At 66.0% G+C, this 23,593-nt stretch carries 28 protein-coding genes and 1 pseudogene; 17 read left to right on the plus strand and 12 right to left on the minus strand.

The genetic code is table 11. The annotated features are described in order from the left end of the window. Positions 1-127: 127 nt before the first annotated feature. From VJV41_RS22385 to VJV41_RS29010, 5 genes are all read right to left on the minus strand, one after another. Positions 128-1,126, minus strand: coding sequence for a YncE family protein (locus tag VJV41_RS22385; protein WP_325337361.1), 999 nt, complete (start codon positions 1,124-1,126; stop codon positions 128-130). A gap of 4 nt (positions 1,127-1,130) precedes the next feature. Next, positions 1,131-1,856, minus strand: coding sequence for a sirohydrochlorin chelatase (locus VJV41_RS22390; RefSeq protein WP_325337363.1), 726 nt, complete (start codon positions 1,854-1,856; stop codon positions 1,131-1,133). Continuing rightward, a complete protein-coding gene (locus VJV41_RS22395) occupies positions 1,835-2,539 on the minus strand; it encodes a phosphoadenylyl-sulfate reductase (RefSeq protein WP_325337365.1) in 705 nt (234 codons plus the stop codon). The genes VJV41_RS22390 and VJV41_RS22395 overlap by 22 nt, the downstream gene beginning before the upstream one ends. Positions 2,540-2,567: 28 nt before the next feature. Then, positions 2,568-4,238 carry a nitrite/sulfite reductase gene (locus VJV41_RS22400; RefSeq protein WP_325337367.1) on the minus strand — a complete coding sequence of 557 codons (1,671 nt, stop codon included), beginning with the start codon at positions 4,236-4,238 and terminating at the stop codon, positions 2,568-2,570. A 118-nt stretch (positions 4,239-4,356) separates the two neighbouring features. Beyond that, on the minus strand, positions 4,357-4,704 hold the full coding sequence (locus VJV41_RS29010; protein ID WP_414685022.1) for an Ms4527A family Cys-rich leader peptide: 348 nt from the start codon (positions 4,702-4,704) through the stop codon (positions 4,357-4,359). On the opposite strand from VJV41_RS29010, the gene hemW reads away from it, so the two are divergent. Further along, positions 4,637-5,812 carry a radical SAM family heme chaperone HemW gene (gene hemW / locus VJV41_RS22405; RefSeq protein ID WP_325337369.1) on the plus strand — a complete coding sequence of 392 codons (1,176 nt, stop codon included), beginning with the start codon at positions 4,637-4,639 and terminating at the stop codon, positions 5,810-5,812. The genes VJV41_RS29010 and hemW overlap by 68 nt on opposite strands. A gap of 24 nt (positions 5,813-5,836) precedes the next feature. On the opposite strand, the gene VJV41_RS22410 is transcribed toward hemW, so the two are convergent. After that, positions 5,837-6,073, minus strand: a complete 237-nt coding sequence (locus VJV41_RS22410) for a hypothetical protein (RefSeq protein ID WP_325337371.1) — start codon at positions 6,071-6,073, stop codon at positions 5,837-5,839. A gap of 162 nt (positions 6,074-6,235) precedes the next feature. Between VJV41_RS22410 and VJV41_RS22415 the strand changes: the two genes are divergently transcribed. After that, a complete protein-coding gene (locus VJV41_RS22415; protein WP_325337373.1) occupies positions 6,236-6,745 on the plus strand; it encodes a sigma-70 family RNA polymerase sigma factor in 510 nt (169 codons plus the stop codon). Then, a complete protein-coding gene (locus VJV41_RS22420) occupies positions 6,742-7,449 on the plus strand; it encodes a hypothetical protein (RefSeq protein WP_325337375.1) in 708 nt (235 codons plus the stop codon). The genes VJV41_RS22415 and VJV41_RS22420 overlap by 4 nt, the downstream gene beginning before the upstream one ends. Before the next feature lie 80 nt (positions 7,450-7,529). Here VJV41_RS22420 and VJV41_RS22425 read toward each other — a convergent pair. Then, positions 7,530-8,004 (minus strand): annotated as a pseudogene (locus VJV41_RS22425) (hypothetical protein). Between the two features lie 104 nt (positions 8,005-8,108). Here VJV41_RS22425 and VJV41_RS22430 point away from each other — a divergent pair. Then, positions 8,109-8,498, plus strand: a complete 390-nt coding sequence (locus tag VJV41_RS22430; protein ID WP_325337377.1) for a hemophore-related protein — start codon at positions 8,109-8,111, stop codon at positions 8,496-8,498. A gap of 25 nt (positions 8,499-8,523) precedes the next feature. Then, entirely contained in the window at positions 8,524-9,147 is a 624-nt protein-coding gene (locus tag VJV41_RS22435; protein ID WP_325337379.1) for a DUF998 domain-containing protein, read from the plus strand. Positions 9,148-9,227: 80 nt separating this feature from the next. Here the strand turns inward: VJV41_RS22435 and VJV41_RS22440 are convergent, their stop codons facing one another. Then, positions 9,228-9,563 (minus strand): type II toxin-antitoxin system VapB family antitoxin, encoded by a 336-nt coding sequence (locus VJV41_RS22440; protein WP_325337441.1) that lies wholly within the window; start codon positions 9,561-9,563, stop codon positions 9,228-9,230. A gap of 145 nt (positions 9,564-9,708) precedes the next feature. Between VJV41_RS22440 and hrcA the strand changes: the two genes are divergently transcribed. The 8 genes from hrcA (at position 9,709) to era (ending at position 16,916) form a co-directional block, all read left to right on the plus strand. After that, entirely contained in the window at positions 9,709-10,740 is a 1,032-nt protein-coding gene (hrcA, locus tag VJV41_RS22445) for a heat-inducible transcriptional repressor HrcA (RefSeq protein WP_325337381.1), read from the plus strand. Between the two features lie 30 nt (positions 10,741-10,770). Next, positions 10,771-11,913 (plus strand): molecular chaperone DnaJ, encoded by a 1,143-nt coding sequence (gene dnaJ, locus VJV41_RS22450; RefSeq protein ID WP_325337383.1) that lies wholly within the window; start codon positions 10,771-10,773, stop codon positions 11,911-11,913. A gap of 6 nt (positions 11,914-11,919) precedes the next feature. After that, complete coding sequence (locus VJV41_RS22455; RefSeq protein ID WP_325337385.1) at positions 11,920-12,657, plus strand: 16S rRNA (uracil(1498)-N(3))-methyltransferase; 738 nt, start codon at positions 11,920-11,922, stop codon at positions 12,655-12,657. A gap of 108 nt (positions 12,658-12,765) precedes the next feature. Then, complete coding sequence (locus tag VJV41_RS22460) at positions 12,766-13,800, plus strand: PhoH family protein (protein WP_325337387.1); 1,035 nt, start codon at positions 12,766-12,768, stop codon at positions 13,798-13,800. 4 nt (positions 13,801-13,804) lie between these two features. Continuing rightward, complete coding sequence (gene ybeY / locus VJV41_RS22465; RefSeq protein ID WP_325337388.1) at positions 13,805-14,341, plus strand: rRNA maturation RNase YbeY; 537 nt, start codon at positions 13,805-13,807, stop codon at positions 14,339-14,341. After that, positions 14,338-15,627 (plus strand): hemolysin family protein, encoded by a 1,290-nt coding sequence (locus VJV41_RS22470; RefSeq protein ID WP_325337389.1) that lies wholly within the window; start codon positions 14,338-14,340, stop codon positions 15,625-15,627. Before ybeY ends, VJV41_RS22470 begins: the two co-directional genes overlap by 4 nt. Beyond that, the gene (locus tag VJV41_RS22475; protein WP_325337390.1) at positions 15,620-15,940 is read left to right on the plus strand and encodes a cytidine deaminase; all 321 of its coding nucleotides are present in this window, start codon (positions 15,620-15,622) and stop codon (positions 15,938-15,940) included. Before VJV41_RS22470 ends, VJV41_RS22475 begins: the two co-directional genes overlap by 8 nt. A 67-nt stretch (positions 15,941-16,007) precedes the next feature. After that, entirely contained in the window at positions 16,008-16,916 is a 909-nt protein-coding gene (gene era, locus VJV41_RS22480) for a GTPase Era (protein ID WP_325337391.1), read from the plus strand. A gap of 265 nt (positions 16,917-17,181) precedes the next feature. Here the strand turns inward: era and VJV41_RS22485 are convergent, their stop codons facing one another. Beyond that, entirely contained in the window at positions 17,182-17,601 is a 420-nt protein-coding gene (locus tag VJV41_RS22485) for a CAP domain-containing protein (RefSeq protein WP_325337443.1), read from the minus strand. 88 nt (positions 17,602-17,689) lie between these two features. Then, on the minus strand, positions 17,690-19,234 hold the full coding sequence (locus VJV41_RS22490) for an amidase (RefSeq protein WP_325337393.1): 1,545 nt from the start codon (positions 19,232-19,234) through the stop codon (positions 17,690-17,692). 63 nt (positions 19,235-19,297) lie between these two features. On the opposite strand from VJV41_RS22490, the gene recO reads away from it, so the two are divergent. The 3 genes from recO to VJV41_RS22505 are packed head-to-tail and all read left to right on the plus strand — an operon-like array spanning position 19,298 to position 21,379. Then, positions 19,298-20,143, plus strand: a complete 846-nt coding sequence (recO, locus tag VJV41_RS22495) for a DNA repair protein RecO (RefSeq protein WP_325337395.1) — start codon at positions 19,298-19,300, stop codon at positions 20,141-20,143. Continuing rightward, positions 20,088-20,972 (plus strand): decaprenyl diphosphate synthase, encoded by an 885-nt coding sequence (locus VJV41_RS22500; protein ID WP_325337397.1) that lies wholly within the window; start codon positions 20,088-20,090, stop codon positions 20,970-20,972. The genes recO and VJV41_RS22500 overlap by 56 nt, the downstream gene beginning before the upstream one ends. Next, entirely contained in the window at positions 20,972-21,379 is a 408-nt protein-coding gene (locus VJV41_RS22505) for a hypothetical protein (protein WP_325337399.1), read from the plus strand. The genes VJV41_RS22500 and VJV41_RS22505 overlap by 1 nt, the downstream gene beginning before the upstream one ends. Here VJV41_RS22505 and VJV41_RS22510 read toward each other — a convergent pair. Both VJV41_RS22510 and VJV41_RS22515 read right to left on the minus strand, forming a co-directional pair. Beyond that, positions 21,368-21,772 (minus strand): Fur family transcriptional regulator, encoded by a 405-nt coding sequence (locus tag VJV41_RS22510; protein WP_325337401.1) that lies wholly within the window; start codon positions 21,770-21,772, stop codon positions 21,368-21,370. The genes VJV41_RS22505 and VJV41_RS22510 overlap by 12 nt on opposite strands. Further along, complete coding sequence (locus VJV41_RS22515; protein WP_325337403.1) at positions 21,769-22,128, minus strand: metalloregulator ArsR/SmtB family transcription factor; 360 nt, start codon at positions 22,126-22,128, stop codon at positions 21,769-21,771. The genes VJV41_RS22510 and VJV41_RS22515 overlap by 4 nt, the downstream gene beginning before the upstream one ends. A 39-nt stretch (positions 22,129-22,167) precedes the next feature. Here VJV41_RS22515 and VJV41_RS22520 point away from each other — a divergent pair, with 39 nt between their 5' ends. Further along, a complete protein-coding gene (locus VJV41_RS22520; RefSeq protein ID WP_325337445.1) occupies positions 22,168-23,583 on the plus strand; it encodes a glycine--tRNA ligase in 1,416 nt (471 codons plus the stop codon). Positions 23,584-23,593 lie beyond the last annotated feature (10 nt).

Raw genomic sequence — 23,593 nt, forward strand, 5'->3', positions numbered from 1 at the left:
CACCCGGGGGTATGTGACAGCAGCCTCGACGATACCCCATGGGGTATCTGCACCCAGGGCACAAAGTCCTCGACTATGCGTGAGCTCCGCCACTCGTCCGTATGCGATGGCGGTGGCAAAGGCCTGGTCAGCTAGGCACGCGGATCAGCAGGCCTGGTCGCCCGTCGGCGCCGTCGGGTACCGGGTAGTAGCTTCGGTGGGTGTTTGGATCGACGGCCACAACGTGAGCGCCGTCGGCCAGACGGCCCGAACCGACCGACGTCAATGCGCGATCGCGAAGGTCTAACACTGTGACGGTGCCACTTTCGGCGGCCACGTACAGCCGGCGCGCATTGCCGTCGTATGCGAGGACGTCAGGGCCGTCACCGACCTGGCTGGAACCGGCAAGACGCCAGGTCTTTTCGTCGAGCGTGACCAGCGTGGCGTTCTGATCGCAAGCCACGAATACCACCGCGCTGGACGGATCGATCGTCAGCCCGTGTGGATGTTCACACCCCGATAGTGCCACCCGCCTTTCGACGGTCAATATCCCGGGATCGATGACGGCCACATCGTTTCGGCCCTGTACGGCGACCAGCATCCGATCGGTGGACGAGTCATAGCCGACGTTGCCAACTTCACCGCCGAGTTCCACGGTGCCCCGTAGCTGCAATGTGGCGGCGTCGAGGACGGTTTCAGTCCCCGCCACTTCATTCGTCGTCCAAATCGCGTTGCGACGTGAGTCGTAGGCCAGCCCGTCGGGATATTCACCCGTTTGCGCCCGTCCGATCTCTGTACCGGTGCTCTCGTCGATCGCGACAACCTGATTGGTGCCGGTAGCCGTGGCGTAGACGCGGTTCAAGGACCCGACAACCAACACGCCGTGCACCTGCGAGAGGTTCGGCACTGTTCGCACCACTCGGCCAGCGTGAACATCGATTTCGATGACTTCGCTGGCGCCCAGATGTGCGACAAACAGTGATCCGCGTTGAGCATCGAGGCTCGCGTAGTCGAACCGCGAGTTGTCTCCTGGCAGTGGAATATCCCCGACGGGACGCAGGGGCAGCGGTTGTGAAGACGCGTGATGGGCGCATCCCGTCGCGATCATCGCGACGATAACCAGTGCCTGCAGCAGCCTGGCCAACATCGGCTCAGGCGGCCGCGCGATCCTCGGCGGCCACCGCGTCGAAACGGTCCAGCACCGTTGCGGCAACGAGGTTGTGCGAGCCCAGCGGCTCGGCCATTGAAATGCCGTGCGCGGCAGCGTAGGTCGCTACCCGGTCGGTGATCAAACCGTGCGCCAAGAACCACGGAGCTATCACCAGACGTTCGGCACCATTCGCGGAGAGATGTGCCGCGGTGTCCGCAATGCCCGGATGCGGACCCGTCGCAAACGCGACTTCGGCGCCCGCCCAGCGGGTCCCGGCACTCAACGCGCGCGCCACCGTCGAGGTCCGCGCGTTGGCCGCGTCGCTCGATGAGCCCACCGCGACGACGAGCACGCCGAGCGTCTCGTCATCCGGCGACACTCCGATCTCGGACAATCGTTGCCTCAACACCGACAACAGCGCCGGATCCTCACCAAGCACCCCTGCCCGCCCCACCGCGGCCCCAGACTCCTCGATCAGGGCGGGGATGTCTATGCGGGCGTGGTACGCGTCGGCGAGAAGGAACGGCACCACGACGCCGCGGGCGGGCACAGCGCCCAGAACGTCGTGGAGGTTGGGCGTGGTCTGCTCGAGAAATGCGGGACGGACGTCGAGCCAGGGCCGCAGCCGCCGGATCCGGCCGGCGACCGCATGTGTCACCGCCGCCGACCGCGGGTCGGCGCTACCGTGGGCGGCCAATATCAGCGTCACGACGCGTGCAAACCGCATTCCGTCTTCGACGAGCCGGCCCACCGGCCGCTGCGCGGATCGGCGCCCTCAACGGGCTTCGCGGTGCACGGCGCGCAGCCGATCGACGGATAACCCTCGAACACAAGGGGATTGACGAGCACATCGTTGGCGTCGATGTAGTTCTGGATGTCCTCGTCGGTCCAGGCCGCGATTGGGTTGATCTTCACCAACCCAAAAGCCTTGTCCCAGCTGATCAGTGGCGCGTTGGCGCGCGTCGGCGCCTCGACGCGGCGGATGCCCGTCACCCATGCGGAGTAGCCGCGCAACGCCTTGCCCAGCGGCTCGACCTTGCGCATCCGGCAGCACTCGTTGGGCTCGCGGGCGAACAGGTCCTTGCCGAATAGTTCGTCCTGCTTGGCCACGGAGTTCTCCGGCGTGACATTGACCACGTTGATGTCGTAGACCGCCTCGACCGCGTCGCGGGTGCCGATGGTCTCGACGAAGTGGTAACCCGTATCCAGGAACAGCACATCGACACCGGGGCGGACCTTCGCAGCGAGATCGACGAGCACCGCGTCCTGCATATTCGACGCCACGATGTAATTGCCGCCGAAGTTCTCATCGGTCCAGCGCAGAAGGTCGTTCGCGTTGGCGCCCGCGAGTTCGGCCGCGCCGCGCGCGGCCAGCTGCTGCAGCTCTGCCTCGGTCATCACTTCTGTCATCTGTGTCCTCTGCTCTTCGCGCAAGCGCTCATCGCAAATCCGCCTCGTCTGCTCGCACTGCCCACGTAGCGAAACGCTCGCCTTGCTCGCGTTGTTTCACGAAGTTGCGAACAACCCGGTCGATGTAGTCGCCGAGCTCGGTGGAGAGCACCTTGTGCTGGCGCAGCTTGCGGCCGAAACCGCTGTCCAGGCCCAGGCTGCCGCCCAGATGAACCTGGAAGCCCTCGACCGAACCGCCGTTGCCGTCGTCGACCATCTGCCCCTTGAATCCGATGTCAGCGACCTGGATGCGGGCGCACGAGTTGGGGCAGCCGTTGATGTTCACCGTGATCGGCACGTCGAGCTGGGCGTTGATGTCCTCGAGCCGCTTCTCGAGCTCAGGCACCAGCACCTGCGCGCGGTTGCGGGTCTCGGCGAATGACAGCTTGCAGTATTCGATGCCCGTGCAGGCCATCAGGTTCTTGCGCCAATGCGACGGGCTTGACGGCAGCCCCAGCGCGTCCAGCTGTTCGACGAGCTTGGCCACCTTTTCATCGGGCACATCCAAGATGACCAGCTTCTGGTACGGGGTGAACCGGATGCGGTCCGAACCGGCGACCTTGGCCAGGTCAGCCACCTTGGTCAGGATGGTGCCGGACACCCGGCCCGCGATCGGCGCGACTCCGACGGCGTTCATGCCGTTCTTCAGCTTCTGCACACCGACATGGTCGATCGGATGCTTGACGGGCTCGGGCGCCGCGCCGTCGATCAACTTGCGGCCAAGGTACTCCTGTTCGAGAACTTCCCTGAATTTCTCAATGCCCCAGTCCTTGATCAAGAACTTCAGCCGCGCCTTGGCCCGCAGCCGCCGGTAGCCGTAGTCGCGGAACACCGAGGTGACGCCCTCCCAGACGTCGGGCACCTCCTCGAGCGGAATCCACGCGCCGACGCGCTGGGCCAGCATCGGATTGGTCGACAACCCGCCGCCCACCCACAGATCCAGGCCCGGCCCGTGCTCGGGGTGATTGACGCCGATGAACGCGACGTCATTGACCTCGTGTGCGACGTCCTGCAACCCCGATATCGCGGTCTTGAACTTTCGCGGCAGGTTGGAGAGCTCGGGATTGCCGATGTAGCGGCGAACGATCTCGTCGATGGCCCAGGTCGGGTCGAGCACCTCGTCTAGGGCCTCGCCGGCCAGCGGCGAGCCCAGCACCACGCGGGGGCAGTCGCCGCAGGCCTCGGTCGTCTGCAGACCGACCGCGGCCAGCCGCTCCCAGATCTGCGGGACGTCCTCGATCTGGATCCAGTGGTACTGCACGTTCTCGCGGTCGCTGATATCGGCGGTGTCGCGCGCGAACTCGGTCGAGATCTCGCCCAGCGTGCGCAACGCCGCGGTGGTCAGCGCGCCGCCGTCGCAACGCACCCGCATCATGAAGTAGGAGGCCTCGAGGATGTCGGCGTTCTCGTCACCGGTCCACGTGCCGTCGTAGCCCTGCTCGCGCTGCGTGTAGAGGCCCATCCACCGCATCCGACCGCGCAGATCCTGCTTGTCGATGGACTCGAAACCCTGCTTGGAGTAGATGTCGACGATGCGACCGCGCACGTTCAGCGCGTCGTCATCCTTCTTGAACTGCTCGTTCGGGTTGAGCGGCTCGCGATAACCAAGGGCCCACTGGCCCTCGCCACGCGGGCGCTTGACCGGCTTTGCGGTGGTCATGAGATTGGCTCCTTATTGGAGCCGGATCGCGCGCAATCACCGGTTGGGCTGTCCGGCGGCGCAGATCCGGCGGCCAGCTGAAGTTTCGGGGTGGGCTGGGTCCTCTAGATCAAGCGCATCAAGGCAGACAACAACAGGTACAAACGCGCTTGAAGTCGACATGCCGCCGCGCCACCAACGAAACACGACGCTGGAAGCTGCGGGCGGCGATCACGTCGCCAATTGTGCCACGGATACTCGCACCAGCCCTAACCGGGGGAGATTTGCGCTCACAGTGAGCAAAACCCGCTGCGAGCCCGGGCGAACGTTCCGTACCGCTCGAAGTTACGGAGATTTTTCGAGCGGTACGGAACGTTCGGGCCAGATATTGGGTGACCGCGGTCTGGGAAACTGGATGCATGACCGTCCGAACGGCGCCAGCTGCGCTGCCCGACCTGATCGCCAGGCCGGGCGGACCGTTCGGCATCTATATCCATGTTCCGTTCTGCGCCACGCGTTGCGGATATTGCGACTTCAACACCTACACACCGGCTGAGCTGGGCGGCGCGAACCCAGACGGCTGGCTGGCGGCTCTGCGGGTCGAACTGCAGCTCGCGGCCTCCCGGCTCGGCTCGCCACCCGCAGTGGACACCGTCTTCGTGGGCGGTGGAACGCCGTCGCTGCTGGGCGGGGCCGGCCTGACGGCGGTGCTCGACGCGGTCCGCGCCCATTTCGTCCTGGCGCCGGAGGCCGAGGTCACCACGGAGGCCAATCCGGAGTCGACGTCGCCGCGCCTGTTCGAGCAGTTGAGGGCGGCAGGATTCACCCGGGTGTCGCTCGGCATGCAGTCGGTGGCCCCGCATGTGCTGGCCGTGCTGGACCGGGTGCATTCGCCGGGCCGGGCACTCGACGCAGCGGAAGAAGCACGCGCGGCGGGCTTCGACCACGTCAACCTCGATCTGATCTACGGCACACCGGGGGAGACGGACGACGATCTGCTGCGCTCTGTCGACGTGGCGCTCGAAGCAGGTGTGGACCACGTCTCCGCCTATGCGTTGATCGTCGAGGACGGAACCGCGCTGGCGCGCCGGGTCCGGCGCGGCGAGATCGTGATGAGCGACGACGAGGTGCTGGCGCGGCGTTACGAGCTACTCGATGCGCGGCTGTCAGCGGCGGGCCTTGGCTGGTACGAAGTGTCCAACTGGAGCCGCCCCGGCGGCGAGTGCCGCCACAACATGGGCTACTGGAACGGCGGCGAATGGTGGGGCGCCGGACCGGGTGCGCATGGCTTTGTCGGGTCGATGCGGTGGTGGAATGCCAAGCACCCCAACGCCTATGCCCAGTCGTTGGCTGACGGGCATTTGCCCGTCGCGGATTTCGAACGGCTCGACGTGGCGACGCGGCACATCGAGGACGTGATGCTGCGGGTGCGGTTGCGCGACGGCCTGCCGGTGGCGCTGCTGAGCGAGGCCGAACGCGGGCGCGCCGAGACGGCGATCGACGACGGTCTACTCCAACGCCACGCCGACCGGTTGGTGCTGACCGACCGCGGCCGACTGCTGGCCGACGGCGTGATCCGCACACTGCTCGACTAATCAAACGAGTGGCGCGCCGTGTCGTCAGGCGATCGAGACGTCAACGGACAAATACTCAGAAATGCCGCAGGCCGTGAGCCAATCGCCGGTGCGCACCGCGCGCTCGAGGTCCTCGACAAGTGGGCTGTGAGCTCCCAACTCGGCCAACCACCGAGACATGGTGGCGGCGATCTCGTGGGCCGGCACTCGGACGGTGCGCTCTGCGTGCAGGCGGTCGCGGACCAGATAGGTGGTCCTGGTTCGAGCCGAGCGTCGCTTCATGCTCGTTATTCGGAGGCGACGTGCCGTCGGATTGTGTTGCCGTTCGCACACTCTGCTCGACTGGCGCCAATCGGCGAAAATTGCGTTGAACGGTTCACCGATGCCGCATCGTTGTGGTCTACAGAGGCCGACTAAAAGCAAGGGATGCGCGGGGCATGAGTCATGACTGAAGAACAGGCCGACCTGCTGCGTGCAATTCACGACGCCCACAGCCAGTCGCTGTTGCGGTACGTGTTGCGGTTGACCCGAGGCGATATGCCATTCGCCGAAGACGTCGTGCAGGAGTCGCTTCTTCGGCTCTGGCGCAAGCCGGAAGTGTTGGAGCAGCCCAGCGATTCGATTCGGGCGTGGTTGTTCACCGTCGCCCGCAACCTGGTGATCGACGATCGCCGCAGCGCGCGCTACACCCGCGAATTGCGAACCGACATGGTTCCCGAACGACCGTCGCCCGACGCCATCGGACCGGCGTTCGACAAGTGGATCCTCTCCGATGCATTGCTGTCGCTATCGGAGGACCACCGCACCGCGATTGTGCGCGCCTACTATCTGGGCCAAACGGTCGCCGACATTGCGCAGCAGGAGCAGATTCCGGAGGGCACCGTTAAATCCAGGCTGCACTATGCGCTTCGCGCGTTGCGAATTGCGTTGCAAGAAAGGGGGGTTGTCCGGTGACGAACTTCAAGCCCGACGACGACCTTGCCGAATGGGACGCCGCGTATGTCCTTGGCGCGCTGAGCCTCGAGGAGCGGCGCACCTACGAAGGCTATCTGGCGGCCAACCCCGCCCGTGCCACTGAGCTGACTGAGCTCGCGGGTATGCCCGGCATCCTCAACGCGCTCAGCCGAGACGAGGCGGTCGCGTTGACCGACCTTGCGGGCGCACCACCATCCGACGATCGGCATGACAACGTGGCTTCGCTCGCACAGGCGGCGGCCCAACGAAAGCGGCGGTCCCGGCGCACGTGGCTAGCGGCCGCGGTGGCCTCGGCGGCGGCGCTGTTGATCGCCGGGGGCATCGTGGGAGCGACGATCTTTGCGCAGACGACCGCGCCGGTGGAAACCGTCGCGATGCAGGAGATGCAGCCGACCCCGCGCGGAGGACTCACTGCGCAGCTGGCTGTCAACGAAAAGAAGTGGGGCACCGAGCTGAACTGGGCCTGCGAATACACCAAGGACTGGTCGAGGAACGTCAAGAGCTACGACATCGTCGTGACGACGCACGACGGCGTCCAGGCTGCGGTCGGCTCGTGGAAGCCAGCCGGGGACGAGGCGAAGGGATTGTCGGCGGCGACGAGCATCCCGACCTCGCAGATCCGCACGGTCGACATCCGGGTGACCGGCAGCAACGAGCCGTTGGCGATCACCACGCTGCGGTAAGCCCGCTGCGCACCAACCAGGCACCGATTTCATCGCTGTCCGGGAGCGTGGCAGCGTGCTAGGCGCCGTATCTGGTTCCGCTACGTCAAAGCGGCGGCCAGGCGGCGCCACTGTTCGCGCGGGAATTCCAGAGGGTCGGTGGCGAGCGCCTGAACGCAGACGTGGTCGGCGCCGGCTGCGCGATGCTCATTCACCCGCTGCACGACGGCGTCCTCGTCGCCCCATGCGATGATCGCGTCGAACAATCCGTCGCTGACCGAATCCAGGTCATCCTGGGTGAACCCGGAGCGTAGAAGGTTGTTGGCATAGTTCGGCAGCGCGAGATACCTACGGAGCCAATCAGTTCCGACGGCGCGGTGCGTCGCGGCTGTCTGTGAGCAGGACTGCCTGCTCGGGAAGCAGAAGGGCCACTGAGTCCAACACCGGTCCGCCGACGTCGGGAATCCACAGCGCGGAGAAGCCGAGTTCCTCTAACTCAGCTGCGGCCTCGGCCGACTTGGCGGGGTGGCCGTATCGCAGTTGAGAACTCCACACCCCGACTCCCGACAGGTCCATGGCCATCCTTTCCAATCACCGATGAACTCACGCTACCGTCCTAGCGCTGACCAAACACGGTCGCTGATGGGGCCATGACAGATTCGTTGTCTGTGAGAGCCGCGATGGCGTTCGGTGGCCCGGTAGCCGCCGCGTCCTTGTCAACGGGCATCGGGTCGGCAGCGCTGGATTTGGCGGCCGCCCTCGACCAAAACCCGCAGGCGCAAACCAAACTGCAGAACTTCATTGCCCTGCCGGCCGATCATCGCAAGCAGCTGCTGCAGCGGCGCCTGGACGAAAATCTCCAGTGGCGCACGACGATCGAACAGAAGCAGAACACGCCGGAAGGTCAGCAGAAGATACAGATGCCGGTGCGGATCGCCGCGACATGCATTGCTGTCCTTCGTATTACGCTCATGCATTTCTCCAATCGGATCCGCGTCATCAAGCACACGCTGATCGTGCCGCGGGGCCGTTTGAACAGCGTGAGGTGCGCGGGTAACTCGGCTGAATAGAGGCGTTGCCCTACGGTAGGTGGTCGTGACGACTCCACGGCGTGGGCTCAGCGTTGCCGGCGTGCTGTGGATCGCGGCCGCACTGATCTTCCTTGCGTTCGAGGCGATGGCCGCTGCCGCTGTGGTGCCGTCGTATAGCTACGCACACGGTTACATCAGCGACCTCGGCGTGCCTGCGTGGTCGCCCAAGGCAGCGTTGATGAACAGCGCGTTCTGGGTCCAGGGCTTGGCTTTCCTGGCTGGTGCTGTCGTGATCACCAGGGCACTTGGACGAGGGCGCTTGTTCGTCTGGCTGGCCGTGGCGAATGCCGTCGGAAACATCCTCGTCGCGATCGCCCATGGCGGCTCGGCGCTGGTCGCCGCGGGATACGCGGGGCTGCACGTCGTCGGGGCGGTGCTCGTCATCGTGGGAGGCAACGCCGCGATCGTCGTCGGCTCGTCGGCGATTCGGCAGGCGATCACAGCCCGGGGCTATCGCGTGGTCTCGTTGGTGATCGCGGTGGTGGGGTTCGTCTGCATGTTGCTGTTGAGCATCGCTACGTCGAAAACCGGCCTGCCCGCCGGAGCCTTGGAGAGAGGCAGCGTCTACTCCATCCTGGCCTGGCAGATACTCACCGGATTCCTCTTGCTGGGGGCGCGCAAAGGATGAGGCTCGCAGCCTGCGGGTGCATGCTTTCGGAAAGCGTCAACAATCGCTGACGGCTTGGGAATGATTGTCCCCCGAGCCGACTACGCCTGCTGCGCCTGGGCCCACGCGCCAGCTGGGGACGGCATGTCCATATCGAACACCCGCGCGTGTAGCACCGTCCGGTTCCGCAGCGCGGCGCGCACGGCGCGGTGTAACCCGTCTTCTAGGTAGACGATTCCCTTCCACCTGACCGCGTGAGGGAAAAGGTCGCCGTAGAACGTCGAATCCTCGGAGAGCAACCGATCCAGCGCGAGCACGGTCGTGGTCGTGACCAACTCGTCGAGGCGGATCTGCCGCGGCGGAATCTGCGCCCATTGCCGGTGGGAGAGCCCATGATCGGGGTACGGCCTGCCCTCGCGCACACCTTTGAAGATCATCGCGCTGATCTCTCGGAGGCCCGGCTCACCCTGCAAAGGCTAGTCCCAACCAGCGGGTTCGCCACACCTAGGACGGCTCGCGCGGTATCAGCGCTGATGATGACCGTAAAATGAACGCTGACTAGCTGAGAAGGGCAGGTGAACAGTGGGTAGTGCCGACGATCGTCGCTTCGAGGTGCTGCGTGCCATCGTCGCCGACTTCGTGGCCACCAAGGAGCCGATCGGCAGCAAGACGCTCGTCGAGCGACACAATCTCGGCGTCTCGAGCGCGACCGTTCGCAATGACATGGCGGTCCTCGAGGCGGAGGGTTACATCACTCAGCCGCACACCAGCTCGGGCCGCGTGCCCACCGAGAAGGGCTACCGCGAATTCGTCGATCGGCTCGACGACATCAAGCCGCTTTCGGCCGCAGAACGTAGCGCGATCCTGGGGTTCCTGGAATCGGGCGTCGACCTCGACGACGTGCTGCGCCGCGCGGTGCGGTTGCTGGCCCAGCTGACCCGTCAGGTCGCGATCGTCCAGTACCCGATGTTGTCGACGTCGACGGTGCGGCACCTCGAGGTGGTGGCTTTGACGCCGGCCCGGCTGCTGCTCGTCGTGATCACCGACACGGGCCGAGTGGATCAGCGCATCGTCGAGCTCGGCGATGCCCTCGACGAACATGAAGTTGCCAAGCTTCGGGACCTGCTCGGCCAGGCGCTGGAAGGCAAACCGCTGGCGGCCGCATCGGTCGCGGTGTCGGACCTCGCCTCACACCTCAACGGCCACGGCGGGTTTCCTGACGCCGTCGGGCGCTCTGCGACGGTGCTTGTCGAGACGCTCGTCGAGCACAGCGAGGAGCGGCTGCTGCTGGGCGGCACCGCGAATCTGACCCGCAACACCGCCGACTTCGGCGGCTCACTGCGGCCGGTTCTCGAAGCGCTCGAGGAACAGGTCGTGGTGCTGCGGCTGCTCGCGGCGCAGCAAGAGGCCGGCAAGGTCACGGTTCGCATCGGGCATGAGACCGAAGCCGAGGAGATGGTCGGCACGTCGGTGGTCAGCACCGCATACGGCAGTTGGGGCAAGGTGTACGGCGGCATGGGTGTGCTGGGCCCCACCCGGATGGACTATCCGGGAACTATCGCTAATGTCGCTGCGGTTGCTCTCTATATAGGTGAAGTCTTAGGCAGCCGGTAACCCGGCACGGAACAGGCAGGCAAGGTCAGCGTGGCACGCGACTACTACGGGCTGCTCGGAGTGAGCAGAGGCGCGAGTGATTCGGAGATCAAGCGCGCCTACCGCAAGCTCGCCCGTGAGCTGCACCCCGACGTCAACCCCGACGAAGAGGCGCAGGCACGGTTCAAGGAGATCAGCGTCGCCTACGAGGTGCTGTCCGATCCGGAGAAGCGGCGCATCGTCGACCTCGGCGGCGACCCGCTGGAGTCGGCCGCCGCCGCGGGCAACGGTTTCAGCGGATTCGGTGGTCTCGGCGACGTGTTCGAGGCCTTCTTCGGCGGCGGCACCGCCTCGCGCGGACCGATCGGGCGCGTGCGGCCTGGCTCGGATTCGCTGCTGCGGATGCGGCTTGACCTGGAGGAATGCGCCACCGGCGTGACCAAGCAGGTAACTGTCGACACGGCGGTGCTGTGCGACTTGTGTCAGGGCAAGGGCACCCACGGCAACTCGACGCCGGTCGCATGTGACACGTGCGGTGGCCGCGGCGAGATCCAGACGGTCCAGCGCTCGCTACTCGGCCAGGTGATGACGTCGCGGCCGTGCCCGGTGTGCGGAGGGATCGGCGAGGTCATCCCCGATCCATGTCACCGCTGCGGCGGCGACGGCCGGGTGCGCGCACGACGCGACATCAGCGTCAAGATCCCAGCCGGTGTCGGGGACGGGATGCGGGTGAGGCTGGCTGCGCAGGGCGAAGTCGGCCCGGGCGGTGGGCCCGCAGGCGACCTGTATGTCGAGGTGCACGAGAAGCCGCATGAGATCTTCGTCCGCGACGGCGACGACCTGCATTGCACCATCGCGGTGCCGATGGTCGACGCCGCACTGGGCACCACGGTCAGCGTTGACGGGATCATCGACGGCCCAATCGACATCGCCGTCCCCGCCGGTACCCAGCCCGGCGCCGTCACCACACTGCGTGGCCACGGAATGCCCCATCTTCGGTCGGGAGTGCGCGGCGACCTGCACGCGCACGTCGAGGTCGAGGTTCCGACCCGGCTCGAGCACGAGGACATCGAGCTGCTGCGCAAGCTCAAGGAAAATCGCACACGTGATGTCGCCGGGGTGCGCTCGACGCAGAGCACGTCGACCGGTAGCGGATTCTTCAGCCGGCTGCGCGAAACCTTCACCGGCCGATAACAGGTTGTGACCGACGCGCTGTTTTACGTCGACACGTTGCCCCCCGTCGGTGACATCGCGGTGGTCGACGGCGACGAGGGCTTTCACGCGGCCAACGTCAGGCGGATCCGTCCCGGCGAGAAACTCGACCTGAGCGACGGCGCCGGAACGCTCGCGCACTGTGTCATCGAGGACGTCGGCAAAGGCCGGCTGTCAGCCCGCGTCCTTGACCGTTCCACCGTCCCCGAAGCCGCCCCGCCGGTCATCGTCGTGCAGGCGCTGCCGAAATCCGATCGCTCGGAGCTGGCCATCGAGCTGGCCACCGAAGCTGGAGCGGACGCGTTCATCGCCTGGCAGGCGTCGCGGTGTGTCGCCCGCTGGGACGGTGCCCGGATGGACAAGGGATTACGGCGCTGGCGCGCGGTGGCCCGCTCGGCCGCACGCCAATCGCGTCGCGCACGCATCCCGCCGGTCACCGGTGTGGTGTCGACGGCGGAGTTGGTGAAGCGTGTGCGCGATGACAATGCGACGGTGCTCGTCCTGCACGAGTCCGCGACGGCGCCGTTGGCAGAAGTGCCCGTGGCGCAAGCGGATTCGCTGATGCTCATCGTCGGGCCGGAGGGCGGAATCGCCGACGACGAGATCGCCGCCTTGGCCGATGCCGGCGCGACGCCGGTGCGCCTCGGTCCGACGGTGTTGCGGACATCGACGGCCGCCGCGGTCGCGTTGGGTGCGCTGGGCGTTTTGACGCCGCGGTGGTTATGAGTCGGCCTGCATGGTTAAGCATTGGGATGCGTCGGGCGCCGGCGGTAAACTGGATGTTCGAGAGCAAACCACCAGGCCAGAACTCAGAAAGCAGGCAGAAAGCCCCACGTGACGCCCAGCGAGACTAACGCTGACTCGGACGCGCCGGTTCGAAGCAGCATCAATGTTCCGCCCGACCTCGTCGTGGGCCTGCTCGGTTCCGCCGACGAGAATTTGCGTGCACTTGAGCGCATCCTGGCCGCCGATATCCACGTGCGTGGCAACGCGCTCACCCTCTCCGGTGAGCCTGCGGACGTGGCGCTGGCCGAGCGAGTTGTTTCCGAACTGATCGCAATTGTGGCCAGCGGCCAAGCACTGAAACCCGACGTGGTACGCCACAGCGTGGCGATGCTCACCGGCACCGGCAACGAGTCGCCTGCCGAGGTGCTGACGCTCGACATCCTGTCGCGGCGCGGTAAGACGATCCGGCCAAAGACGCTGAACCAGAAGCGTTATGTCGACGCGATCGACGCGCACACCATCGTTTTCGGCATCGGGCCTGCGGGCACTGGCAAGACGTATCTGGCAATGGCCAAGGCCGTCAACGCATTACAGACCAAACAGGTCAACAGAATCATCCTGACTCGCCCGGCCGTGGAAGCCGGTGAGCGCCTTGGCTTCCTGCCAGGCACGCTCAGCGAGAAGATCGATCCCTATCTGCGGCCGCTGTACGACGCGCTGCACGACATGATGGACCCCGAGCTGATCCCGAAGCTGATGAGCGCCGGCGTAATTGAGGTCGCGCCGCTCGGGTACATGCGGGGAAGGACGCTTTCGGACTCGTTCATCATTCTCGACGAGGCCCAGAACACCACCGGCGAGCAGATGAAGATGTTCCTGACACGGCTAGGGTTCAACTCGAAAGTCGTTGTGACAGGCGATATCACACAGGTCGACTTGCCCGGCGGGGCCAACTCGGGGCTGCGCGCCGCGATGCGGATTCTGGAAGGCATCGACGACATCCACTTTGCCGAACTCACCAGCGCCGACGTCGTGCGCCACCGGCTGGTCGCCGAGATCGTGGATGCCTACGCCAAATCCGAGGAGCCCGCATTGATGAATCGGGCGCAGCGGCGTGCGTCGGGCACCCGTCCGCGAAGGTGACCCCGTGAGCATTGAGGTGTCCAATGAATCGGGTATCGACGTTTCCGAAGATGAACTGATCAGCGTCGCTCGCTTCGTCATCCGCAAGATGAACGTCAACCCCGCCGCCGAACTGTCGATGGTGCTGCTCGACACCGCGGCGATGGCCGACCTGCACATGCGGTGGATGGATCTGCCCGGGCCGACCGACGTGATGAGCTTCCCGATGGACGAGCTAGAACCGGGTGGCCGGCCGGATGCGCCCGAGCCCGGCCCGTCGCTGCTGGGTGACATCGTGTTGTGCCCCGAGTTCGCTGCCGATCAGGCCGCCGCGGCCGGGCACACGCTGGGCCAGGAGCTGGCGCTGCTGACCGTGCACGGCGTACTGCACCTGCTCGGCTACGACCACGCCGAGCCGGACGAAGAAAAGGAGATGTTCGCCCTGCAGCGCCAACTGCTCGAGGAGTGGGTCGCCGACCAGGTCGAGGCGTATCACCAGGATCGCCAGTCCGAGAAGGACCGGCGGCTGCTGGACAAGTCCCGATACTTCGACGAGCCGTGACCGGCTTGGGGCAGCTGCTCGCCGCGATCGCGCTCATCGCGTTCGGTGGGCTGTTCGCGGCCATCGACGCGGCCATCAGCACGGTGTCGATAGCCCGCGTCGAGGAACTCGTCCGCGACGAGCGCCCCGGTGCGGTGCGCCTGCACAAGATCATGGCCGAGCGTCCGCGCTACATCAATCTCGTTGTGCTGCTCCGCATCGCGTGTGAGGTGAGCGCGACGGTCCTATTGGCCGCATACCTAGATGACTACACGGGCGTCCGCTGGGGTCTCGTCTCCGCCGCCGCCATCATGGTGGTGGTCAGCTTTGTCGCGATCGGGGTCGGCCCGCGCACCGTCGGCCGGCAGAACGCCTACAGCATCTCTTTGATTGCCGCGCTTCCGCTGCAGGCTATTTCGGTGGTGCTCACCCCGATCAGCCGCGTTCTCGTGCTGATCGGCAACGCGCTCACACCCGGTCGCGGCTTCCGCAACGGTCCATTCGCCTCCGAGATCGAGCTGCGCGAGGTCGTTGATTTGGCCCAGCAGCGCGGCGTCGTGGCCGATGACGAACGCCGGATGATTCAGTCGGTGTTCGAGCTGGGGGATACCCCGGCCCGCGAGGTGATGGTGCCGCGTACCGAGATGGTGTGGATCGAAAGCGATAAGACGGCCGGGCAGGCGACGTCGTTGGCGGTGCGCAGCGGCCATTCGCGAATCCCGGTGGCCGGGGAGAACGTCGACGACATCGTCGGCGTGGTCTACCTCAAAGACCTTGTGCAGAAGACGTATTACTCGAGAAACGGCGGGCGCGACACCGAGGTGGCCGACGTGATGCGCCCCGCGGTGTTCGTGCCGGACTCCAAACCGCTCGACGCGTTGCTGCGAGAGATGCAGCGCGACCGTGTGCACATGGTGCTGCTTGTCGACGAATACGGCGCGATCGCCGGGCTCGTGACGATCGAGGACGTGCTGGAGGAAATCGTCGGTGAGATCGCCGACGAGTACGACACCGACGAGGTCGCGCCGGTAGAAGACCTGGGCGACAAGCATTTTCGGGTATCGGCGCGCCTGCCCATCGAGGATCTCAGCGAGCTGTACGACATCGAGTTCGACGAGGACCTCGACGTGGACACGGTCGGCGGACTGGTGGCCTTGGAGCTGGGCCGTGTCCCGCTGCCGGGTGCCGAGGTGACGTGGGATGGGCTGCGCCTGCGCGCCGAAGGCGGGCCAGACCATCGCGGCCGCGTGCGGATCGGTACGGTCCTGGTCAGCCCGACCGAGAAGCCCGAGGAGAGCGATGAGTGAGCTCGATGCCGAGGACGCGAAGCTGGTGGTATTGGCCCGCGGAGCGATGGGCCGGGCCGAAGCGAGCAGCGGCGCGGCGGTACGTGACCTCGACGGCCGCACCTACGCTGGTGCACCCGTGGCGCTCGACGCACTGCAGTTGACCGCGTTGCAGGCCGCGGTGGCCGCCGCGGTGTCCAGCGGCGTGACGGGCCTGGAGGCAGCGGTTCTCCTCGGCGGCTCGGCCGACGACGCCGGGGTGGCCGCCGTGCGTGAGCTGTCGGCCGACGCGGCGATCATCGTCACCGACCGGGCCGGGAAGGTCGTCGAATGAGCCTCGAGACTGCGGACAGATCGCGAATCGCGCCCAAAACAGGATCTCCCCGCAGTCTCGGCGAGCGATGAGCGCAGAAACTTCGTTCCGCTCGGGCTTCGTCTGCTTCGTCGGCAGGCCGAACACCGGCAAGTCGACGCTGACCAACGCGCTCGTCGGCGCGAAGGTGGCGATCACGTCCAACCGGCCGCAGACCACCCGGCACACCATTCGCGGCATCGTGCACCGCGAGAACTTCCAGATCATCCTCGTCGACACCCCGGGCCTGCACCGGCCTCGCACGCTGTTGGGTCAACGGCTCAACGAGTTGGTGAAGGACACCTACTCCGAGGTCGACGTCATCGGGCTGACCATCCCGGCCGACGAGAAGATCGGGCCGGGTGACCGCTGGATCTACGAGCAGATCCGCGCGATCGCGCCGAACACCACGCTGATCGCGATCGTGACCAAGATCGACAAGCTTCCCAAGGACCGCGTGGCCGTCCAACTCCTGGCGGTCAGCGAGCTCGTCGGGCCGGACACGGAGATCGTTCCGGTCTCGGCGACCCGCAGCGAAAACCTCGACGAGCTGACCGACGTGCTGGTCGCCCAGCTTCCGCCGGGTCCCGCGTTCTACCCGGACGGTGAGCTCACCGACGAGCCGGAAGAAGTACTGATGGCCGAGCTGATCCGCGAGGCCGCCCTCGAAGGCGTGCGCGACGAGCTACCGCACTCCTTGGCCGTCGTCATCGATGAGGTCACCCCGCGCGACGGCCGCGATGACCTGATCGACGTGCACGCCATCCTCTACGTCGAGCGCGACAGTCAGAAGGGCATCGTCATCGGCAAGGGCGGCGCCAGGCTACGCGAGGTGGGCACCGCCGCGCGCACGCAGATCGAAAAGCTGCTCGGCACGAAGGTGTATTTGGATCTGCGGGTCAAGATCGCCAAAAATTGGCAGCGCGATCCTAAACAGCTGGGGCGGCTTGGCTTTTGATGCTGTAGGCGGCCCAGCGCTGCGCCTCGCTGGGCAGCGGGAGATACGTGTGCCCGCAGTCCAAACGCCAAGTGCCGCAACCGGCCACGCGGATCAACCGGAATCGGTTGCAATACCGACAGTGCGTCATCGCTCCAACTCCTTTCATGCGGTGTACAAGCACCGTATGAAGGCGAAGCGATATCCATAACGGGGCGCAATCCCTCGCTGTGCTGCACGGGCTGCGGCTTTGCGAGGTGGCCGCGTTAGGGGATTAGGGGAAGCGCTAAGCCGGCTGGCCGTATACCGCGACGACTACGGTGCGGTCCAGGCTGTTCACCGACCACACGCCCATCAGGCTGTTGGCGCAGTTGCTCATGATCGCCATGTAGTCCGGCCGGTAGTACCAGTTGTTCATGATCTCGATGCCGCTGACCGCCAGCGCCGGGTTGATCGCGACGGTCTCTGCGACGGCGCCCTTGAAGCCGGCGGCGTTGCCACGGTCCTGCGGCGTCGACCCGTCGGAGCCGATGTCGCCGTCCAGCGCGCGGTTGTTCAGCACATCGTTGGCATGCCACTCCGCGGCCAGCTGCAGCTGCGGGTTCTTCTTCACGTCGTTGGTACAGCCAGCCTGATGCTGAATGGTGTACACGTTCGCGACGACCCCGTCGTTGAGCCGCCTGTTGTCGGCATGCGCGTCCGGCATGCCCGCGATCGCCCCGCCTACAACGGCCAGGACGGGCAGCGTGCGTGCACAGCGGCGTGCGGTATGGCTGAATGTCACGTTCGGGAGATTACGCGACCTCGTCGGGCACTGGGGCTTGAGCTGCAATATTGCCGACGGCCTCCGGCTCCTCGGCGATCAGTTCGGGTGGCACGGCCTTCTGGTCCTCCGGCGTGTTCCACCAGATCTCCGGCTGCTTCATCACCCAGCCGTTGAGCGCCTCGAGCTCGGCGGCCAACGAGATCAGCAGCGGCTCGCTGTTGGCCGGGCCCATCAGCTGAACGCCGATCGGTAGCCCGTCGGAGGTGAACCCGGCCGGCACGTTGACCGACGGCCAGCCCAGCAGGTTCCACGGCCACGTCACCGGGCACGCCTTGATCATCGTGCGGTCGGTGCCGAGCCCGCCAAGCTTGTCGAACTTGTGCACTTCGGGTGGCGGCTGTGCGGTCGTCGGCGCCAACACGACGTCGACGAGGTTGAAGATCCACCCGATCCGGCGCTGCGACGCGGCCTCACGGGCACGCGCCTTGCGCAGCACGATCTCCGAGAGCAGCCGGCCCGTCCGCATGTTGGCTTTCGTACGTTTGTCCAGCGTGACGCCGTAGCCCAGACGATCGGCCCAATCCAGCAGCCCAGAGGTGGACCTCGACAGGAAGCTCCACGACATGCCCAGGTTGTAGTTGGGGTCGGCCTCGACGATGGTGTGGCCCAGTTCCTCGAGCTGACCCGCGATGGCCGCCATGGCCGCACGGATCTCCGGATGCAGCTTGGCGCGGAAGACGGTGTACGGGAACTTCGTCGACAACGCGATCTTCAGCGGTCCCGGCGCCTGGGCGACGTAGTCCGACACCCGCACAGGCGGCGGCTGATGAAGGTCACCGGCGACATTGCCCGACGCCGCGTCGAGCACGAGCGCGGCGTCGGTGACCGTGCGGGCGAGCACACCGTTGACGGTGATGCCGTTGAATGCCTCGGGCAGCGGCCAGGTGGAGATCCGGCCGCGCTGCGGCTTGATGCCGACCAGATGGGTCCACGCGGCGGGGATGCGCACACTGCCCGCGCCATCCGAGCCGATCGCCGCGGCCACCAGCCCGGCCGCCACCGCCGCGGCGCTGCCGCCGGACGAGCCGCCCGGCGTGTGCTCGCGCGACCACGGATTGCGGGTGTGGCCGAACGCCGGCCCGCTGGTGAACGGCCATTGGCCGAGCTCGCAGGTGTTGGTCTTGCCGACGATCACCGCGCCGGCCGCCCGCAGGCGCCGTACCACCTCGGCGTCGCGCTCGGCCGGTTCGATCTTTCCGTCGGCGCCGAACCGGGTCGGTACGCCCGCCACGTCGACGTCGTCCTTGACCGCGATCGGAATGCCCAGCAGTGGAAGGTCTGAAATATCCTGGCCCGCCGCACGTTTGCGATCCGCCTCCGCCGCGTCGGCCAGCGCCTGTTCGGTCAGCACCACCCGGAACGCGTTGAGACTCGACTGGCTCGCGTTGATCGCATCGAGCGATCGCCGTACCAGTTCGTCGGACGTTACGGTGCCGCTGGCGAGCTGATAAAGCTGATTGGTCAGGGTAGGGAAGGCGGGGCGTCGGGTTCCGCCTGAACTTGAGTCGACCATCACATAAAAGAATATCGGCGCTGCGTACCAGCAACTGTCAGATCGCAATGAGAGACTGTATCGATGCGGCTGTACCGGGACCGGGCGGTGGTGCTGCGCCAGCACAAGCTCGGCGAGGCCGACCGGATTGTCACCCTGCTCACCCGCGACCACGGGATGGTGCGCGCGGTGGCCAAGGGCGTGCGGCGCACCCGCAGCAAGTTCGGGGCGCGGCTGGAACCGTTCGCGCACATCGATGTTCAGCTGCATCCCGGCCGCAACCTCGACATCGTCACCCAGGTGCAAGCCATCGACGCGTTCGCCACCGACATCGTCAACGACTACGGGCGCTACACCTGTGCATGCGCGGTGCTCGAGACCGCCGAACGGCTGGCGGGGGAGGAGCGGGCCCCGGCGCCGGCGCTGCACCGACTGACCGTTGGCGCGCTGCGGGCGGTGGCCGACGGCAACCGGCCCCGCGAACTCGTGCTCGATGCTTATCTGTTGCGCGCCATGGGAATCGCGGGCTGGGCGCCGGCGCTGACCGAATGCGCCCGCTGCGCAACACCCGGTCCGCATCGGGCGTTCCACGTCGCGGCAGGCGGCAGCGTGTGTGTGCACTGCCGCCCGTCCGGCTCGGCGACCCCGCCGCAGGGCGTGCTGGATCTGATGGCTGCGCTGTACGACGGCGACTGGGAGCATGCGCAGGCCTCGCCGCAGTCGTACCGCAACCAGGCCAGCGGGCTGGTCGCCGCACATCTGCAGTGGCATCTCGAACGTCAGTTGCGGACATTGCCGCTGGTCGAGCGTTTCTATCAAGTGGATCGCACGGTCGCCGACCATCGAGTAGCCGTGTTCGGGCAGGATGTGGCCCATGGCAATCAGACGGGCGAGCAAGGCCCAATACCCCCAATTGCCTCAGGCGCCTGACGACTATCCGACCTTCCCCGACACGTCCACCTGGCCGGTCATCTTTCCCGAGTTGCCGCCGCGCACCAACGGCAAGTTCAGCCGGCCGCCTCAGCACACATCGAAGGCCGTCGCGCCTCAGATTCCCGCCGAGCTGGTGCCCAACCACGTCGCGATCGTGATGGACGGCAACGGCCGGTGGGCTACGCAGCGGGGGCTGCATCGCACCGAGGGCCACAAGATGGGCGAGGCGGTCCTGATCGACGTGACGTGCGGCGCGATCGAAATCGGCGTCAAACACCTGACGGTGTACGCGTTTTCCACCGAGAACTGGAGCCGTAGCACCGAGGAGGTGCGGTTCCTGATGGGCTTCAACCGTGAGGTGGTGCGACGCCGTCGGGAAAACCTCGACGCGATGGGTGTGCGGATGCGCTGGGTCGGCTCTCGCCCGCGCATGTGGCGAAGCGTCATCAAGGAATTCGTGATCGCGGAGGACATGACGGTCGGCAACGACGTCATCACCGTCAACTACTGCGTGAACTACGGCGGCCGCACGGAAATCGCCGAAGCGACCAAGGCCATCGCACGCGAAGCCGTCGAAGGCAAGGTGAACCCGGACCGGATCACCGAGAAGACCATCGCCAAGCATCTGCACCGCACCGACATTCCCGACGTCGACCTGTTCATCCGGACGTCGGGGGAGCAGCGGGCGAGCAACTTCCTGCTGTGGCAGGCGGCCTACGCCGAATACGTCTTCCAGGAAAAGCTGTGGCCTGATTACGATCGCCGCGATCTGTGGGCGGCGTGTGAGGAATACGCCAACCGCAACCGGCGCTTCGGCGGGGCGTAGTGACGCTCTCCGAGCGCCTCGTCACCGTCCTCGACGAGATCCTGCCGACCCAGCAGGAAGAGGACGGTGGGATCACCGTGCACCACGACGAGACGTTCGCATCGCTGCGTGTGGTGACGATCGCGGAGGGCCTCGACATGGTGTCGCTCACCCAGGTGCTCGCGTGGGATCTCCCGTTGGACAGCAAGATTCGCGCGAAGGTCGCCAAGCAAGCCGCCGACACGCTGCTTGGCACAGTGTCGTTGGCCGAGAAAAGTGCTGGCGCTAAACGTGATTCGCGCAAAACCGCTGATGTGCTGCTGCGCTACAACTTTCCCGCCAGCGGCCTGTCCGACGATGCGCTGCGCACGCTGATTCTCATGGTCTTGGCCACCGGCGCCGACGTGCGGCGTGCCCTAGTTGCCTGACGCCTTCGCGCAGTCGCCGCAGAGGCCGAAGATCTCGATGGTGTGGCTGACGTCGGAGAACCCGTGCTCGCGGGCGACTTCGGCGGCCCACGCCTCGACCTGGCGCCCCTGAACCTCGACCGTTGAGCCGCACGCTCGGCAGACCAAGTGATGGTGATGGTGTTCGGAGCAGCGACGGTATACGGATTCGCCGGTGTCGGTGCGCAACGTGTCGACGAGTCCGTTGGCGGCCATCGACTGCAAGGTGCGGTACACCGTAGTCAGGCCGATGCCCTCCCCGCGGCGGCGCAGTTCGTCATGTAGCTCTTGGGCGGACCGGAAGTCGTCGAGGTTCTCGAGCAGCGCGGAGATCGCGGCACGCTGGCGGGTGGCGCGCACCCCAGGAGAGCTCACTCGCCGCCCTCGCCCGCGTGGGTGACCGCGGCTACCACGATGTCGGCGAGGTGGTGGTCGACGAGCCGGTACATCACCTCACGGCCCGAACGCTCTCCCTCGACGATGCCGGCGGCCTTGAGGATCCGCAGGTGCTGGCTGACCAGTGGCTGAGGAACTGCCAACGCGTCGACGAGCTCGTGCACGCAGCGCGCCGATTCGCGCAGTTGCAGCACGATCGCGATACGCACGGGCGCGGCCAGGGCTCGCAGCAGATCGCCCGCGGTGTCGAGGACGTCGCGGGGCGGCAGCTCTGGCGTAGGCGCGCCGCTGTGGTCGTGCGCCTCCTGCTCAGCCAAAGTGGAAACCGTTTTCATTATGGCGCCAGATTACATGCGTGACCGCGCATGTCAACGATGCGCCGGGTGTCGTTAGGCTGTTCACCCGTGGCTTCCATCATCGACACCGTCGCAAACCTGGCCAAACGGCGTGGGCTGGTCTACCAGTCCGGCGAGATCTACGGCGGCACGAAGTCGGCGTGGGACTTCGGACCGCTCGGTGTGGAGCTCAAGGAGAACATCAAGCGGCAGTGGTGGCGGTCGGTCGTCACAGGCCGCGACGACGTCGTCGGCCTCGACAGCGCGATCATCCTGCCGCGCGAGGTGTGGGTGGCCTCCGGCCATGTCGAGGTGTTCCACGATCCGCTTGTCGAGTGCTTGAACTGCCACAAGCGGCATCGCCAGGACCATCTGCAGGAGGCGTACGCCGCGAAGAAGGGCGTCAACGATGCGGACTCGGTGCCGATGTCCGAGATCGTGTGCCCGGACTGCGGCACCAAGGGCGAGTGGACCGAGCCGCGCGAGTTCAACATGATGCTCAAGACCCACCTGGGCCCGATCGAGTCCGACGAGGGTCTGCACTATCTGCGGCCCGAGACCGCACAGGGCATCTTCGTCAACTTCGCGAACGTGGTGACCACGGCACGTCGCAAGCCGCCGTTCGGAATCGCCCAGACCGGCAAGAGCTTCCGCAACGAGATCACCCCGGGCAACTTCATCTTCCGCACGCGTGAGTTCGAGCAGATGGAGATGGAGTTCTTCGTCGAGCCGGCGAGTGCCCCGGAGTGGCACCAGTATTGGATCGACGAACGACTGCAGTGGTACGTCGATCTCGGCATCGACCGTGACAACCTGCGGCTGTTCGAGCATCCGAAGGACAAGCTGTCGCACTACTCCGACCGGACGGTCGACATCGAGTACAAATTCGGCTTCCAGGGCAATCCGTGGGGCGAACTCGAAGGCGTGGCCAACCGCACGGATTTCGACTTGTCAACGCACTCAAAGCATTCCGGTGCCGATCTGTCGTTCTACGACCAGGCCACCGATACGCGGTACGTGCCGTATGTGATCGAGCCGGCGGCCGGGCTGACACGATCGTTCATGGCGTTCTTGATCGACGCGTACGCCGAGGACGAAGCGCCCAACGCCAAGGGCGGGGTGGACAAGCGAACGGTGCTGCGGCTCGACCCACGCTTGGCGCCGGTCAAAGCGGCGGTGTTGCCGCTTTCGCGGCATGCCGATCTGTCGCCGAAGGCGCGTGATCTCGCCGCGGAGTTACGCAAGTACTGGAACGTCGAATTCGATGACGCTGGCGCGATCGGCCGGCGGTACCGCCGCCAGGACGAGATCGGCACGCCGTTCTGTGTGACCGTCGACTTCGACACGCTCGAGGACCATGCCGTGACGATCCGCGAGCGAGACGACATGACCCAGGACCGCGTCGCGATCGACAGCGTCAGCGACTATCTGGCAGCACGGCTGAAGGGCTGCTGACCGAGTCTGA

The sequence above is a fragment of the Mycobacterium sp. genome (genome assembly GCF_035274705.1).
Classification (GTDB): Bacteria; Actinomycetota; Actinomycetes; order Mycobacteriales; family Mycobacteriaceae; genus Mycobacterium.

Bases quoted from the DNA above. Each gene is read 5' to 3' on its own strand.
- VJV41_RS22385 (WP_325337361.1), bottom strand. From the start codon at position 1,126: ATGTTGGCCAGGCTGCTGCAGGCACTGGTTATCGTCGCGATGATCGCG.
- VJV41_RS22390 (WP_325337363.1), bottom strand. From the start codon at position 1,856: ATGCGGTTTGCACGCGTCGTGACGCTGATATTGGCCGCCCACGGTAGC.
- VJV41_RS22395 (WP_325337365.1), bottom strand. From the start codon at position 2,539: ATGACAGAAGTGATGACCGAGGCAGAGCTGCAGCAGCTGGCCGCGCGC.
- VJV41_RS22400 (WP_325337367.1), bottom strand. From the start codon at position 4,238: ATGACCACCGCAAAGCCGGTCAAGCGCCCGCGTGGCGAGGGCCAGTGG.
- hemW (WP_325337369.1), top strand. From the start codon at position 4,637: ATGACCGTCCGAACGGCGCCAGCTGCGCTGCCCGACCTGATCGCCAGG.
- VJV41_RS29010 (WP_414685022.1), bottom strand. From the start codon at position 4,704: ATGCCGAACGGTCCGCCCGGCCTGGCGATCAGGTCGGGCAGCGCAGCT.
- VJV41_RS22410 (WP_325337371.1), bottom strand. From the start codon at position 6,073: ATGAAGCGACGCTCGGCTCGAACCAGGACCACCTATCTGGTCCGCGAC.
- VJV41_RS22415 (WP_325337373.1), top strand. From the start codon at position 6,236: ATGACTGAAGAACAGGCCGACCTGCTGCGTGCAATTCACGACGCCCAC.
- VJV41_RS22430 (WP_325337377.1), top strand. From the start codon at position 8,109: ATGGCGTTCGGTGGCCCGGTAGCCGCCGCGTCCTTGTCAACGGGCATC.
- VJV41_RS22440 (WP_325337441.1), bottom strand. From the start codon at position 9,563: ATGATCTTCAAAGGTGTGCGCGAGGGCAGGCCGTACCCCGATCATGGG.
- VJV41_RS22475 (WP_325337390.1), top strand. From the start codon at position 15,620: ATGAGTGAGCTCGATGCCGAGGACGCGAAGCTGGTGGTATTGGCCCGC.
- era (WP_325337391.1), top strand. From the start codon at position 16,008: ATGAGCGCAGAAACTTCGTTCCGCTCGGGCTTCGTCTGCTTCGTCGGC.
- VJV41_RS22485 (WP_325337443.1), bottom strand. From the start codon at position 17,601: ATGCCGGACGCGCATGCCGACAACAGGCGGCTCAACGACGGGGTCGTC.
- VJV41_RS22490 (WP_325337393.1), bottom strand. From the start codon at position 19,234: ATGGTCGACTCAAGTTCAGGCGGAACCCGACGCCCCGCCTTCCCTACC.
- recO (WP_325337395.1), top strand. From the start codon at position 19,298: ATGCGGCTGTACCGGGACCGGGCGGTGGTGCTGCGCCAGCACAAGCTC.
- VJV41_RS22500 (WP_325337397.1), top strand. From the start codon at position 20,088: ATGGCAATCAGACGGGCGAGCAAGGCCCAATACCCCCAATTGCCTCAG.
- VJV41_RS22515 (WP_325337403.1), bottom strand. From the start codon at position 22,128: ATGAAAACGGTTTCCACTTTGGCTGAGCAGGAGGCGCACGACCACAGC.
- VJV41_RS22520 (WP_325337445.1), top strand. From the start codon at position 22,168: ATGCGCCGGGTGTCGTTAGGCTGTTCACCCGTGGCTTCCATCATCGAC.